Source organism: Cupriavidus sp. YAF13, assembly GCF_052113425.1.
Classification (GTDB): Bacteria; Pseudomonadota; Gammaproteobacteria; order Burkholderiales; family Burkholderiaceae; genus Cupriavidus.
In genome coordinates, this window is record NZ_JBFRDD010000019.1 from 14,481 (window position 1) to 28,055 (window position 13,575).

Genomic DNA, 13,575 nt, shown 5'->3' on the forward strand with positions numbered 1-13,575 from the left:
GCGCCGCCCGCGCCTGCGTTGACCGGGGTCAAGCCGCGGCCCATGACATGCTGCGCGCCACGCACCGGAACATGCCCGGCGTCATGCCAGCGTCACCTGGGCCGTATAGGCTGCGCGGCGCTCTCCCCAATCATGCAATTCCTGCAATTCCTGCAATTGCTCTGCACCTGGCCTGGCGGATTCCCATGCACGCTTCTTCCCTGATCGCCAACCCCGCACGGCCGCCGCGCCGCCGGGTCCTGGCCGCACTTGGCAGCGCCATGCTGGCGCCCGCCTCCTTGCTGGCGCAGGCGCCGCCGCGTCGCCCGCTGGTGATCGGCCACCTGGTGGACCGGGGCGGCGCCCAGGCCGATCTGGCGCGCGACTACCTGGCGGGGGCCAAAGTGATGTTCGATGCGGCCAACGCCGGTGCGCGTGAACCGCGCGTGGTGCATGTGGTGCGCGAGGTCGACGCCGATCCGCGCGCGGCCACCGCGCAGGCGCTGTCGCTGGTCGACGGGGAGCGGGCTGAATTGCTGTTCGGCCCCAGCGATGCCCTGCTGCCGGTGCTGGCCGCCTCGCCCGAGCTGGCCCGGCGCGGCGTGCAGATCGTGGCGCCGTTGTCGGGGCTGTCGCTCGCGGCGGATCACGTCTGGTACACGCGGGCCGACTACCGCAGCGAACTAGATGCGGCCATCCGGCAGTTGCGCAGCTATGGCCTCAAGCAGCTGGTGCTGGCCGTGGTGCCCGATTTTGCGGCCGGCAGCCTGGCTAGCGGCACGCCCTGGCGGCGCCAGGCCGAGCAGGAGGCGGGGCTGCAGGCACTCACGCTGGATGCAGGCCGGGGCAGCGACGCCAGCGCGGTGGCGCTACGCATCGCCGCCGCGCGCCCGGCCGCGGTGATCGTGGCGGGCGATACGCTGGCCTACGGCAATCTTGGCCGCGCGCTGGCGGCGCGGGGCTGGTATGGCTTCCTGGTGGGCTTGTCGGCGGTCAATTCGCTGGCGGCACGCGAGATTCTTGGYGCCGGCTACACCGGCGGCATCGTGCTGACGCAGATCGCCCCGGGGCCGCAGGACCTGACCCTGCGCGTGGTCAAGGAGCACGTGAGCCGGATGAAGCAGTTCCTTGACGAGCCCCCCTCGCCGGCCACCCTAGCCGGCTATATTGGCGCGGCCTGGCTGGTGCGCACGGCGCTGGCCGCGCCGCGCGGGGCCACCCCGGCTGACCTGCGGCGCGCGCTGCAGGCCCGCGTCGACGTGGGCGATTTCGTGCTGGATTTCACGCACGGCGCGCGCGGCTCGCAGTATGTGCAGCTTGCGGCGATGGGTGGTGGCACGGCGCGGTAGCGGCAGCGCTGGCACCGGGCCGCCCGCGGCTCAGGCGCGCGGCAGCACGATGCGCACCCGCAGGCCACCTTCCGCCCGGTTGGCCAGGCTGAGCTCGCCGCCGTGGCGCGAAACAATATCCGCAGCGATCGACAGGCCCATGCCGACCCCGCCGGTGGCACGGTTGCGTGAGGATTCGAGCCGGTAGAACGGCTCCAGCACGCGTGCCATTTCCTCCGGCGGAATGCCGGGGCCGTTGTCGCACACATCGATCACCACCCGCTCGGCGCTGTCTGCCAGTTCGATGCGCGCGCTGCCGCCGTAGCGGTGCGCGTTCTCGACCAGGTTGACCACGGCCCGCCGCAGTTCGGCCGGATAGGCCAGCAGTGGCTCGGCGTCGCCGGACAGGGTGACGTCCTGGCCGATCTCCGTGGCGTCGTCCACCACGGCCTGCAGCAAGGCATGCACATCCACCCGCTGGCGCGGCGCGGCGGCGCCGTCACGCTCGCGCAGGTAATACAGGGTGGCATCGATCAGACCGTTCATCTCCGCCAGGTCCTGGCGCAGGCGATAGCGGACCTGGTTGTCGTCGACACCTTCGATGCGCAGGCTCATGCGGGTAAGCGGGGTGCGCAGGTCGTGGGACACGGCAGCCAGGAAGCGCGATTGCTGCGCCAGCTGGGTACGGATGCGCTGCTGCATGTGGTTGAAGGCCTTGGCCGCGGCGCGGGCCTCGGCCGGGCCGCTGTCTTCGTCCAGTGGCGGGGCATGCACATCCTGCGCCAGCTGGCCGGCACTGCTGGCCAGGCGCTGGACGGGCCTGGCCAGCAGACGCGCGCCCACACACGAGGCGGCCACGATGGCAGCGAGCTGGAACAGCAGCCCCAGGCGGGGCGGCCCGAGGCCATGGGCCCGGCGCGGGCGGCGTGGCGGCACTGGAGCCCCAGCTGTGCCCTGGCCGTTGTCCGCGCGCGCCTCGGCATCCGGCGGCGGCGGGAACGCGCCCCGCTGGCCCTCTTCACCCGGAGGCGGGGGCGGCGGCATATCGTCGCCGGGGACGAAGGTGAACCCGGTATGCCCCGGGCGCGGGAACACGCTCTCGATGACCGTGACGCCGAGCAGGTGCACGGCCAGCATGATCGCGGCCATCACCAGGAACAGCCGGATGAACATGGAGTCGTGGCGGGCCACCCAGCCCGCGCGCTCAGGCTTCGACGGCGCCGGTGAAGACATAGCCCTCGCCTCGGACGGTACGGATCAGCGTTGGGTCGCGCGGATCGTCGCGCAGCTTCTGGCGCAGGCGCGAAACCAGCAGGTCGATGCTGCGATCGAAGACATCGAGATCGCGGCCGCGCGCCTGGTTGATCAGCAGCTCGCGATCCAGCACGCGGTTCGGATGCTCGATGAACGCCAGCAGCAGCCGGAATTCCGCATTGGACAACGGCACCACGGTTTCCTCGCCATCCACCAGCTGGCGCAGCGTGGTGTTGAGGCGCCAGTTGCCAAAGCGCAGTTCATGGCCGCCCGGCACCGCCGGGCGCTTCACGCCGCCGCCTCGGGCACGGCGCAGCACGGTGTGGATGCGCGCCACCAGCTCGCGCATCTCGAAGGGCTTGGTGACGTAGTCGTCGGCGCCCACCTCCAGCCCGACCACGCGGTCGGCCAGCTCGGTGCGCGCGGTGAGCATGATCACCGGCAAATCGCTGCGCTCGCGGATCTCGCGGCACAGCGTCAGGCCGTTTTCGCCACGCAAAGAGAGGTCGAGCACCACCAGGTCGTAGTCGCGCGTGGCCATGGCGGCGCGCATGGCGGCGCCGCCTTCGGCGCCGTCGGCTTCGATGCCAAAGGTGGATAGGTACTCGGCCAGCATGGAGCGGATCTGCGGATCGTCGTCGACGATCAGCAAATGAAGGGGCGAGGCGGGAGAATGGTCCATCGGGTTTCGTCGTGCTTTGCAGCGGTTCGCCGCGTCGTTCGCGGCAGGTTGGTGCGCCGGCAGGCCGGTATTGCCGCGGATTGGCGGGGCGGATCAGGGCGGCCCGGCAAGCCGCCGCCAGGGATTCACTCTACCAGCCCGGCGCGGCGGCCTGATAGGCAGGGTGTGGCCGCTTTGTACCGGGCTTGATACAAAGCGGCGCGCCCGGCGGCCCGCTTTGTACGGCATTGCTTCCGCGCGCTGACCAAGCGCTCAAGCAACGGCGGGCGGGCCTTTCTACTATGGCATGTCGTTATCCCGCCGCTTTTGTGCGTGCCAGTTCCTGACCGGCAGGCCACGGCAGCCCGGCGCCCCCGCTATGCTTGAAACCATCGGCATCACGTTGGCAATCCCGGGCCTCTCCCCGCATGACCTCCATGGAGAATCCTTGTGACCCAGCCCCAAGCCTTGCTGCCCCGCATCCGCTCCTTGTTGTCCCTTGCCGTGCTGTGCGGCGCCAGCGCCTTGACGCTGCCGGCGCACGCACTGCAGACCAGCCCGCAGGCAATTGCCGGCCACGGCCGGCCGGCGGCACCCGCATCGCTGCGCGAAGCGCTGGCGCTCACGCCCGCCCAGGCCAGCCTATGGCAAGCCGCCCTGGACGGGGCGCGGGAAGCGCATGCGCACGCGCTGGAACTGCAGGCGCGCTTTATCCGCGAAGGCGGCGGCCCCGGCCAGCCAGAGGGGCCCGAGTCGTCGCTGCGCGCCCGCGCGGAGCGGGAAGACCGCCTGCACGACGCGCTCGACAAGGATCGCCGCGCTGCGCGCGATCGCTGGATCGCATTTGAGGAAAGCCTGGATGCCGGCCAGCGCAAGCGCCTGCGCGACATGCCGGAGGTCCGCCTGGCGGGTGCGCCGTGGGGCGCATTCGGCCCCGGCCCCCACCCTTTCCCCGGCGCCATGGCAGGCGGCATGCCCAGCCTCGGACCGGCGCCCATGCCCTGCGCCTTCGGCGCGAACGGCCCATTCGGCGTACCCGGCGCTGCGGGGCTTCACCAACAAGGAGCGCCAGATGCCCAGTAAGTCCCTCGACCTCGCAGGCCCGATCGCAGCTAACGGCGGCCGCCGCCGCTTCCTCGGTGGTGTACTGGGAGGATCACTCGGTGCCGGGTTGATCGGGCTGGCGGGCAACGCCGCCGCGCAGCCTGCCGCCTGCCTGCTCACGCCGGCCCTGACCGAGGGCCCGTTCTATATCGACCAGGCGCTGGTGCGCAGCGATATCCGCGATGGCCGGCCGGGCCAGTTGCTGCGGCTCCGGCTGCGCGTGGTGGACACCGACCGCAGCTGCACGCCCGTGGCCGGCGCGCTGGCCAGCATCTGGCATTGCGATGCCGGCGGCAGCTACAGCGGCTACGACCAGGGCAGCATGCACGCCGTGCCCGCCAGCCCCACCCGCTTCCTGCGCGGCGTGCAACCTACCGGCGCCGATGGCGCCGCGCAGTTCCTGACGATCTACCCGGGCTGGTACGCGCCGCGCGCGGTGCATATCCACTTGAAGATCCATCTCGGCAAGACCGAGGTACTGACCAGCCAGCTGTTTTTCGACGATGCGCTCAGCCGCGAGGTGCATCTCCAGCATGCCGCGTATCGCGCCCGAGGCGCTTCGCCAGTGCAAAACGCGCAGGACGGCATTGCCGGCACGCGCCCCAACCTGCTGCGGGTACGCCGCCTGCGGGATGCGGCCGGCACGCTGGAAGGCGAATTCACCCTGGGCATCGCGCGCGCCTGACGGCCACGGGATCTGCCGGATGGATGCCCTAAAAAAACGCCCCCGTACCCAAGTGCGGAGGCGCTGAACAGGGAAGAAGTCGGGCGTGTTGCCCGGCCACGCTGCTCCGAAGGGACGGAACGGCGCGGCGCCTGGTCCATACGTCGGGCCAGGCACCGGCGATGTTAGACAGACATCGGACGGGGGTCATGTCCCGCTTGTAGGCCAATGTATCGACTTTGTACGATTGGCACCGGGATGGGGCACGGAACGCCCGCCGGGGCCAGTCATGCCGAGGTCTTGCCGGGCGTTCCCAGCAAGGCCTTGAGCCCGGCCAGGCGGTCCTTGGGGCTCATGGCGGGCGTCTCGTCCTTGATCGCGGGCGCCTCTTCTAGCTTCATCTCGCCGATAAAGCGCGAGGGCTCGCAAGAGTAGGTATCGCGGGCGCGCTTGCGCTTCTTGCACCAGCTCAGGTGCAGGCTGCGCTGCGCACGCGTGATGCCTACATACATCAGGCGGCGCTCTTCCTCGATCTTTTCGTCGCTCATGTCTTCGTCTTCGCGGCAGTGGGGCAGGATGCCCTCTTCCACCCCGACCAGGAACACGTGCGGATATTCCAGCCCCTTGGAGGCGTGCAGCGTTGACAGGCGCACCGCGTCGGGATCTTCCTCGCGGCCTTCGAGCATGCTCATCAGGGCCACGGTCTGGGTCAGCTCCAGCAGGTTCTTGCCTTCGTCGCCAAAGCCATCGGCGGTGTCGAAGCCGGTGGCCTCCTCGCCCTCGCCCGAGGCCTCGGGCTTGGTGCCCTTGCGCTTGAGCCAGTCGAGGAATTCCAGCGTGTTGGTCCAGCGCGACTGGGCCTGGCGCTCGTCGAAGGTGTCGTACAGGTAGGCCTCGTAGTGGATGCCTTCCATCATGTCGTCGAGCACCTGGGTGGCGGGATCGCTGGCCGCGCGCCCGGCCAGGCGCACCATGGCCTCGCAGAACACCCGCAGCGGCTCCAGCTGGCGCGGCTGGAGCTTGCCTTCGATGCCGCCCATCATGGCGGCCTCGAACAACGACACCTTGGCCTGACCGGCGAAGGTGCCCAGCACTTCCAGCGTGGTGTTGCCCACGCCGCGCTTGGGCGTGGTGATGGCGCGGATGAAGGCCGGATCGTCGTCCGGGTTGGCGATCAGGCGCAGGTAGGCGCAGATGTCCTTGATCTCGGCCTTATCAAAAAAGCTCTGCCCGCCCGAGAGCACATAGGGAATGCGCTCGCGGCGCAGGATCTGCTCGAACAGGCGCGCCTGGTGGTTGCCGCGATACAGGATGGCGTAGTCACGGAATTGCGCGCGCCGCTCGAACTTGTGGGCCGACAAGCGGAACACGACCGACTCCGCCTCGTGCTCCTCATCGTTCATCGGGTTGACGGCAATGGGGTCGCCCATGCCGTGCTCGCTCCACAGCTTCTTGTCGAACAGCTTGGGATTGTTGGAGATGACCGCGTTGGCCGCCTCCAGGATGCGCACGGTGGAGCGGTAGTTCTGCTCCAGCTTGACCACCTTCAGATCGGGGAAATCGGTCTGCAGCAGCTTGAGGTTGTCCAGCGTGGCGCCGCGCCAGCCGTAGATGGCCTGGTCGTCGTCGCCCACCGCGGTGAAGGCCGGCGCGCGCAGGTGCGAGCCGCCGGCGAGCTGCTTGAGCAGCTGGTACTGGCAGGCGTTGGTGTCCTGGTACTCGTCCACCAGGAAGTAGCGCAGCCGGTTCTGCCAGCGCAGGCGCACCTCTTCGTTGCGCGCGAACAGCTCAGCCGGCAGGCGGATCAGGTCGTCGAAGTCCACCGCCTGGTAGGCATGCAGCGTAGCCACGTAGTTGCGGTAGATCAGCGCCGCCTGGTGATCGTCGGGGTTGTCGGCCTGGGCGATGGCGGTTTCGGGATCGACCATGCCGTTCTTCCACAGCGAGATGGTGCTCTGCACGCTGCGGATCAGCTTCTTGTCGGTGGAGGCGAGCTGCTCCTGCACCATGCCGAAGCAATCGTCCGAGTCCATGATGGAGAAGCGCGGCTTCAAGCCCACGTGCTCGGCCTCGGCGCGCAGGATCTGCACGCCCAGCGAGTGGAAGGTGCTCACCGTGATCTGCTTGATGGGGATGCGCTTGCCCTCGCGCGTGGTCTTGCCTTCCATCAGCTTGGCGATCCGCTCCTGCATCTCCTTGGCGGCCTTGTTGGTGAAAGTCACCGCCGCGATGTGCTTGGGCTGGAAACCCTTGTCCTCGATCAGGTGGGCGATCTTCTGCGTGATCACCCGGGTCTTGCCCGAGCCGGCGCCGGCGAGCACCAGGCAGGGGCCGTCGAGGTAGCGAACGGCTTCGGATTGGGCAGGGTTGAGTCCGTGGGTCATGCGTGGCGGGAAGTGACGGATGTGCAGCGTGGAGGCGCGCGCTGGCTGGGCGGAGGGTGGATGCTAACACGCGGCCGAGGCACCTTTGCGGCAATGAAAGTGGCTCGGCAGGGAGGAGGTAACACTTCGTAAGGTCCGGATCCATGGGCATGCCGGCACCGTCTAACTTACATGTCCGCACGTGTGCGCTCCGTGCCGGATGCATGTCACGATACATTGGAGCGAATCATGAAAACCCTGCAATCCCTGGGCAAGGTCGCCTTGATCGGTATCGCGGTAGCGAGCATGGCCGGCTGTGCCGACATGACTCCCAAGCAACGTAACACCGCGATCGGTGCCGGCGTGGGCGCGGTCGGCGGCGCGGTGCTGACCGGCGGTGATGCGCTGGGCACGCTCGGCGGCGCCGCGGTTGGCGGCGTGATCGGTAACGTCACGACTAGCAACCCTCACAGGAGGTAGGCGAGCCGCCCGGCCCTTGCGCCGTTCCCATGGCGCCGGGGTCGGCGCGGACCGCGTTGACAAAGCCTGGGAGCTCCCGTAAATTGCGCGCATCCGACCGGGAGAGCGCGCAGATCTTGCGCCGCCGAAGGGGTATCACCCGAAAACTCTCAGGCACCATGGACTGGTTGGATCGGCTTGCAACATGCACACGATGCACGCCGTACTCTGGAGAGCGGCACCCGCCACTGATCGATCCGTCGACAGCATTGGTGAGCGTGCCCACCGAAGGGGCGCGCAAGGCTAGGGTTTCCAGCAATTGGGATCCCGCCTTGTAATCTCTCAGGTATCGAGGACAGAGGGGTCATCCGCCACAGCGGATCTGGCAGCGCTATGGCGCGCCGAATCCTGCGGCGGATGGCCCTTTTTCGTTTTCGAACCGAGATTTGCCTTCCCCCGAGGATTCCATGACGCTCCAGGCCACGCCCCTCAACGCCATCCACCGCGCACTCGGCGCCCGCATGGTCGACTTCGGCGGCTGGGACATGCCGGTCAACTACGGCTCCCAGATCGAGGAACACCATGCCGTGCGCAGCGATGCCGGCATGTTCGACGTCTCCCACATGTGCGTGGTCGACCTCAAGGGCGCCAATGTGCGCCCCTTCCTGCGCGGCCTTCTGGCCAACAACGTCGACAAGCTGCAAACGCCGGGCAAGGCGCTGTACTCCTGCATGCTGGATGAGAAGGGTGGCGTCATCGACGACCTGATCGTCTATTTCTTCGCCGAGGACGACTTCCGCCTGGTGGTCAACGCCGGTACGGCCAATGACGACATCCAGTGGATCGCGGCACGCAATGCCGCCACCGGCAGTGGCGTGGCCATCACCCCACGCCGCGGCGACAACGCGCCCGAAGGCGTGGAGCCGCTGGCTATCGTCGCCGTGCAAGGCCCGAACGCCCGCGCCAAGGTCTGGAGCGCCTTCCCCTCCACGCAACCCAGCGAAGCCCTGAAGCCGTTCAATGCGCTGGTCGTGCAGGATTCCGCGCTGGGCGAAGTCATGGTGGCGCGCACCGGTTACACCGGTGAAGACGGTTTCGAACTGGTGGTGCCCGCTGCGAATGTGGCTGGCCTGTGGGAAAAGCTGGTCGCCGAGGGCGTGCACCCGGCGGGCCTGGGCGCGCGCGACACGCTGCGCCTGGAGGCCGGCATGAACCTGTACGGCCAGGACATGGATATCCACACCTCGCCGCTCAATGCCGGCCTGGCCTGGACCGTGGACCTGCAAAGCGAACGCGACTTCACCGGCAAGGCGGCCCTGGTCGCCGGTGGCCAGGCCCAGCAGTTCGTCGGGCTGATCCTGCGCGAAAAAGGCGGCGTGCTGCGCGCCCATCAGAAGGTCATCACCCCCGCTGGCGAAGGCGAAATCACCAGCGGCACCTTCAGCCCCTCGCTGTCCCAATCCATCGCTTTTGCCCGCCTGCCGCGCGACGTGGCCATCGGCGCCGAAGTGCAGGTCGAGATCCGCGACCGCAAACTCGCCGCGACTGTGGTTAAACTGCCGTTTGTGCGCAATGGCAAGGCACTCGTGAGCTGAACGCTCGCACCGGTCACAGCGCGCCCGCCGGCGGTTACCCCGTCGAACATCGACATCCCCCGGCTGGCGCTGAATAACAAATTGAATCTGGAGCAATCCCATGAATTTCCCCGCCGACCTGAAATACACCGAGTCCCATGAGTGGGTGCGCGTCGAAGCCGACGGCACGCTGACCATCGGCATCACCGACCACGCGCAGGACGCGCTGGGCGACATCGTCTTCCTGGAACTGCCGGAAGTGGGCAAGTCGGTCGGCGCCGGCGATGCGCTGGCCGTGGTGGAATCGGTCAAGGCCGCATCCGACATCTACGCGCCGGTGGCAGGCGAAGTGATCGCCATCAACGACGCCGCCGCCGCCTCGCCGGAAAGCGTCAATGCCGACGCCTTCGACGCCTGGCTGTTCAAGCTCAAGCCGGCCAACAGCGACGACGTGAACGGCCTGATGTCGGCCGACGCCTATAAAGCCAACGTCGGCGCCTGATGCCAGATCGTCATTCCCGCGCCACGGGAATGACGGATAAAGAATGCCGCGACGCGGACCGGGCCGACCACCCGCCGCACGCTCCCACGAGATTCTTGCCATGAACGCCCCCCTGCCCATGACTGCCGCCCAAGTTGCCCGGCCCACGCTGGCCGAACTGGAGGCGCGCGACGCCTTCGCCTCACGCCATATCGGCCCCGACGACGCCGAACAACAGCACATGCTCAAGGTGCTGGGCTATGACAGCCGCGCCGCACTGATCGACGCCGTCATCCCCGCCGCCATCCGCCGCCGCGACGGCATGCCGCTGGGCGAGTTCACCGCGCCGCTGACCGAAGAAGCCGCGCTGGCCAAGCTGCGTGGCCTGGCCAGCAAGAACCGCGTGCTCAAGAGCTTTATCGGCCAGGGTTACTACAACACGCTGACCCCGGGCGTGGTGCTGCGCAACATCTTCGAAAACCCGGCCTGGTACACCGCCTACACGCCCTACCAGCCCGAGATCTCCCAAGGCCGCCTGGAAGCCATGCTGAACTTCCAGCAAATGGTGACCGACCTGACCGGCCTGGACATCGCCAATGCGTCGATGCTGGACGAAGGCACGGCGGCTGCCGAAGCCATGACGCTGCTGCAGCGCGTCAACAAGCACGCCTCCACCACCTTCTATGTCGCGGACGACGTGCTGCCGCAAACGCTGGAAGTGGTACGCACCCGCGCGCTGCCGCTGGGCATCGAAGTCAAGGTTGGCCCCGCTGCCGAAGCGGCCGGCGCCCATGCCTTTGGCGTGCTGCTGCAGTACCCCGGCGTGAACGGCGATGTGGCCGACTACCGCGCCATCGCCGATGCGGTGCACGCTGCCGGCGGCCTCGTGGTGGCTGCCGCCGACCTGCTGGCGCTGACCCTGATCGCCGCGCCCGGCGAGTGGGGCGCCGACGTGGCGGTTGGCAACTCGCAACGCTTTGGCGTGCCACTCGGCTTTGGCGGCCCGCACGCCGGCTACATGGCGGTCAAGGATGCCTTCAAGCGCTCCATGCCCGGCCGCCTGGTGGGCGTGACCATCGACGCGCAAGGCAACAAGGCATACCGCCTGGCCCTGCAAACGCGCGAGCAGCATATCCGCCGCGAGAAAGCGACGTCGAACATCTGCACGGCACAGGTACTGCTGGCTGTGATGGCCTCGATGTACGCCGTGTACCACGGCCCGCAAGGCCTCAAGCGCATCGCCCAGCGCGTGCACCGCCTCACGGCCACGCTGGCCGGCGGCCTGGAGCAACTGGGCTACGCGCGCACCAACGCCACCTTCTTCGATACGCTGACGCTGGAAACCGGCTTCAACACCGAAGCCCTGCACGCTTCGGCAACCGCCCGCGGCATCAACCTGCGCCACGCCGGCGCCACCCGCATCGGCATCTCGCTGGATGAGACCGCCTCGCGCGAGGACGTCGTCGCCCTGCTGGAAATCTTCGCCCACGGCAAGCCGGTGCCGGGCTTCGATGCACTCGAAGCCGCCGCGCTAGACGCGTTCCCGGCCGGCCTGGCGCGCCAGAGCACCTACCTGACGCACCCGGTGTTCAACACGCACCATGCCGAGCACGAAATGCTGCGCTACCTGCGCATGCTGGCCGACAAGGACCTGGCGCTGGACCGCACCATGATCCCGCTGGGCWSSTGCACCATGAAGCTCAACGCSACCAGCGAGATGATCCCGGTGACGTGGCCCGAGTTCAGCAAGATCCACCCGTTCGCGCCGCTGGACCAGACGGTCGGCTACCGCGAGATGATCGACCAGCTCGAAGCCATGCTGTGCGCCGCCACCGGCTACGCCGCGGTCAGCCTGCAGCCCAATGCGGGCTCGCAAGGCGAATATGCCGGCCTGCTGATCATCCATGCGTACCACGCCAGCCGTGGCGAAAGCCACCGTGACATCTGCCTGATCCCCTCCTCCGCGCACGGCACCAACCCGGCGTCGGCACAGATGGCCGGCATGAAGGTGGTGGTGGTGGCCTGTGACGAGAACGGCAACGTCGACCTGGAAGACCTGGCGAAGAAGGCCGAGCAGCACAGCAAGAACCTCGCCGCGATCATGATCACCTATCCGTCTACGCACGGCGTATTCGAACAGGGCGTGCAGCAGATCTGCGACATCGTGCACCAGCACGGTGGCCAGGTCTACGTGGACGGCGCCAACATGAACGCCATGGTCGGCACCGCCGCGCCGGGCCAGTTCGGTGGCGACGTGTCCCACCTGAACCTGCACAAGACCTTCTGCATCCCCCACGGCGGTGGCGGCCCGGGCGTTGGCCCGGTGGCGGTCGGCGCGCATTTGGCTGACTTCCTGCCCAACCAGGACAGCGTGGGCTATCGCCGCGACGACCAGGGCATCGGCGGCGTGTCCGCCGCGCCGTTCGGCTCGGCCAGCATCCTGCCGATCTCGTGGATGTACATCGCCATGATGGGCTCGGCCGGCCTGACCGCCGCCACCGAGAACGCCATCCTGGCCGCCAACTACGTGGCGCGCCGCCTGTCGCCGCACTTCCCCGTGCTCTACACCGGCCAGCACGGCCTGGTGGCGCACGAGTGCATCCTGGACGTGCGCGCGCTGCAGAAGACCACCGGCATCTCCAACGAGGACGTGGCCAAGCGCCTGATGGATTACGGCTTCCACGCCCCCACCATGAGCTTCCCGGTGCCGGGCACACTGATGATCGAGCCGACCGAGAGCGAGGCCCTGCACGAGCTGGACCGCTTTATCGACGCGATGATCGCCATCCGCGCCGAGATCGCCCGCGTGGAAGACGGCACCTTCGACCGCGAGGACAACCCGCTGAAAAACGCGCCGCACACCGCCGCGGTGATCACCGCCGACGTGTGGGAACACAAGTACACGCGCCAGGAAGCCGCCTACCCGGTCGCCGCGCTGCGCACGCAGAAGTACTGGCCGCCCGTTGGCCGTGCGGACAACGTGTACGGCGACCGCAACCTGTTCTGCGCCTGCGTGCCCATGAGCGAGTACGCTGAAGAGTAGGCGGGCATGAGGCCGGGGCCGCCGCGGGTTGCGGCTGCCCCGGCGCATCGCCCTCGCGCTATGCTCGGTGTGGATGTGCGGCCAGCCGGCCGTGCCCGGAATACGGAGCACGCATGTGGAATCTCAGCGCCCCATGGTGGGAATTCGTCCTGCGCGGACTGATCGTCTACGGCAGCCTGCTGGTGCTGCTGCGGCTGTCCGGCAAGCGCCAGATCGGGCAGCTCACCTCGCTCGACCTGGTGCTGTTGCTGGTGCTGTCCAACGCCGTGCAGAATTCCATGAACGCCGGGGACAACTCCGTCACGGCCGGGTTGATCCTGGCGGTGACGCTGGTCGGCGCCAACCTTGTGCTGGCCTGGCTGAGCTGGCGCAGCCGGCGCTTCGAAAACGTCGTCGAGGGGCGCCCGCAGATATTGATTCACGACGGCATGGTCTTCGGTGACGTGATGAAGCGCGCTTTCGTGACCCGCGACGACCTGCACAAGGCACTGCGCCATGCAGGGTGCGAGCGCGTTGCCGATGTGCATTTCGCGATCCTTGAGAACGACGGCACCATCAGCGTGCTGGTAAAGAAAGACGCGCCGCCCACGCCGCCCGATGCGGCGGGTTCGCTGTGGCGCGCCCCCATCAATCAGGACATGGACGCGCCGGTCTGATCCCGGCGC

General features: G+C 68.1%; 11 protein-coding genes and 2 riboswitches. Of the genes, 8 read left to right on the forward strand and 3 right to left on the reverse strand.

What is annotated here, in order from left to right:
* Window positions 1-185: 185 nt before the first annotated feature.
* The gene (locus AB4061_RS16950) at window positions 186-1,328 is read left to right on the forward strand and encodes an ABC transporter substrate-binding protein (RefSeq protein ID WP_441635722.1); all 1,143 of its coding nucleotides are present in this window, start codon (window positions 186-188) and stop codon (window positions 1,326-1,328) included.
* Window positions 1,329-1,358: 30 nt separating this feature from the next.
* Here the strand turns inward: AB4061_RS16950 and AB4061_RS16955 are convergent, their stop codons facing one another.
* Window positions 1,359-2,540, reverse strand: coding sequence for an ATP-binding protein (locus AB4061_RS16955; RefSeq protein ID WP_441635723.1), 1,182 nt, complete (start codon window positions 2,538-2,540; stop codon window positions 1,359-1,361).
* On the reverse strand, window positions 2,512-3,243 hold the full coding sequence (locus tag AB4061_RS16960; protein WP_441635725.1) for a response regulator: 732 nt from the start codon (window positions 3,241-3,243) through the stop codon (window positions 2,512-2,514). Before AB4061_RS16960 ends, AB4061_RS16955 begins: the two co-directional genes overlap by 29 nt.
* Before the next feature lie 429 nt (window positions 3,244-3,672).
* Between AB4061_RS16960 and AB4061_RS16965 the strand changes: the two genes are divergently transcribed.
* Window positions 3,673-4,305 (forward strand): hypothetical protein, encoded by a 633-nt coding sequence (locus tag AB4061_RS16965; RefSeq protein ID WP_441635726.1) that lies wholly within the window; start codon window positions 3,673-3,675, stop codon window positions 4,303-4,305.
* Window positions 4,295-5,011, forward strand: a complete 717-nt coding sequence (locus AB4061_RS16970) for an intradiol ring-cleavage dioxygenase (protein ID WP_441635728.1) — start codon at window positions 4,295-4,297, stop codon at window positions 5,009-5,011. The genes AB4061_RS16965 and AB4061_RS16970 overlap by 11 nt, the downstream gene beginning before the upstream one ends.
* Before the next feature lie 266 nt (window positions 5,012-5,277).
* On the opposite strand, the gene AB4061_RS16975 is transcribed toward AB4061_RS16970, so the two are convergent.
* Window positions 5,278-7,374: a UvrD-helicase domain-containing protein gene (locus AB4061_RS16975; protein WP_441635730.1), complete on the reverse strand. Its 2,097-nt coding sequence runs from the start codon at window positions 7,372-7,374 to the stop codon at window positions 5,278-5,280.
* Between the two features lie 228 nt (window positions 7,375-7,602).
* Between AB4061_RS16975 and AB4061_RS16980 the strand changes: the two genes are divergently transcribed.
* From AB4061_RS16980 to AB4061_RS17000, 5 genes are all read left to right on the forward strand, one after another.
* Complete coding sequence (locus AB4061_RS16980) at window positions 7,603-7,833, forward strand: glycine zipper 2TM domain-containing protein (protein WP_441635732.1); 231 nt, start codon at window positions 7,603-7,605, stop codon at window positions 7,831-7,833.
* Window positions 7,834-7,921: 88 nt separating this feature from the next.
* Window positions 7,922-8,009: riboswitch (glycine riboswitch) on the forward strand.
* Between the two features lie 21 nt (window positions 8,010-8,030).
* Window positions 8,031-8,181, forward strand: a riboswitch (glycine riboswitch).
* A 98-nt stretch (window positions 8,182-8,279) separates the two neighbouring features.
* Complete coding sequence (gene gcvT, locus AB4061_RS16985) at window positions 8,280-9,407, forward strand: glycine cleavage system aminomethyltransferase GcvT (RefSeq protein ID WP_441635734.1); 1,128 nt, start codon at window positions 8,280-8,282, stop codon at window positions 9,405-9,407.
* A gap of 100 nt (window positions 9,408-9,507) precedes the next feature.
* The gene (gene gcvH / locus AB4061_RS16990) at window positions 9,508-9,888 is read left to right on the forward strand and encodes a glycine cleavage system protein GcvH (protein ID WP_150987481.1); all 381 of its coding nucleotides are present in this window, start codon (window positions 9,508-9,510) and stop codon (window positions 9,886-9,888) included.
* A gap of 100 nt (window positions 9,889-9,988) precedes the next feature.
* Window positions 9,989-12,910: an aminomethyl-transferring glycine dehydrogenase gene (gcvP, locus tag AB4061_RS16995; protein WP_441635736.1), complete on the forward strand. Its 2,922-nt coding sequence runs from the start codon at window positions 9,989-9,991 to the stop codon at window positions 12,908-12,910.
* Between the two features lie 113 nt (window positions 12,911-13,023).
* Window positions 13,024-13,566: a DUF421 domain-containing protein gene (locus AB4061_RS17000; protein ID WP_441635738.1), complete on the forward strand. Its 543-nt coding sequence runs from the start codon at window positions 13,024-13,026 to the stop codon at window positions 13,564-13,566.
* The last annotated feature ends 9 nt before the right edge of the window (window positions 13,567-13,575 follow it).

What these genes read in the sequence shown, in the direction of transcription:
- AB4061_RS16955 (WP_441635723.1), bottom strand. Translation starts at nt 2,540, where the DNA reads ATGTCTTCACCGGCGCCGTCGAAGCCTGAGCGCGCGGGCTGGGTGGCC.
- AB4061_RS16980 (WP_441635732.1), top strand. Translation starts at nt 7,603, where the DNA reads ATGAAAACCCTGCAATCCCTGGGCAAGGTCGCCTTGATCGGTATCGCG.
- AB4061_RS16960 (WP_441635725.1), bottom strand. Translation starts at nt 3,243, where the DNA reads ATGGACCATTCTCCCGCCTCGCCCCTTCATTTGCTGATCGTCGACGAC.
- AB4061_RS16970 (WP_441635728.1), top strand. Translation starts at nt 4,295, where the DNA reads ATGCCCAGTAAGTCCCTCGACCTCGCAGGCCCGATCGCAGCTAACGGC.
- AB4061_RS16975 (WP_441635730.1), bottom strand. Translation starts at nt 7,374, where the DNA reads ATGACCCACGGACTCAACCCTGCCCAATCCGAAGCCGTTCGCTACCTC.
- gcvH (WP_150987481.1), top strand. Translation starts at nt 9,508, where the DNA reads ATGAATTTCCCCGCCGACCTGAAATACACCGAGTCCCATGAGTGGGTG.
- AB4061_RS17000 (WP_441635738.1), top strand. Translation starts at nt 13,024, where the DNA reads ATGTGGAATCTCAGCGCCCCATGGTGGGAATTCGTCCTGCGCGGACTG.
- gcvT (WP_441635734.1), top strand. Translation starts at nt 8,280, where the DNA reads ATGACGCTCCAGGCCACGCCCCTCAACGCCATCCACCGCGCACTCGGC.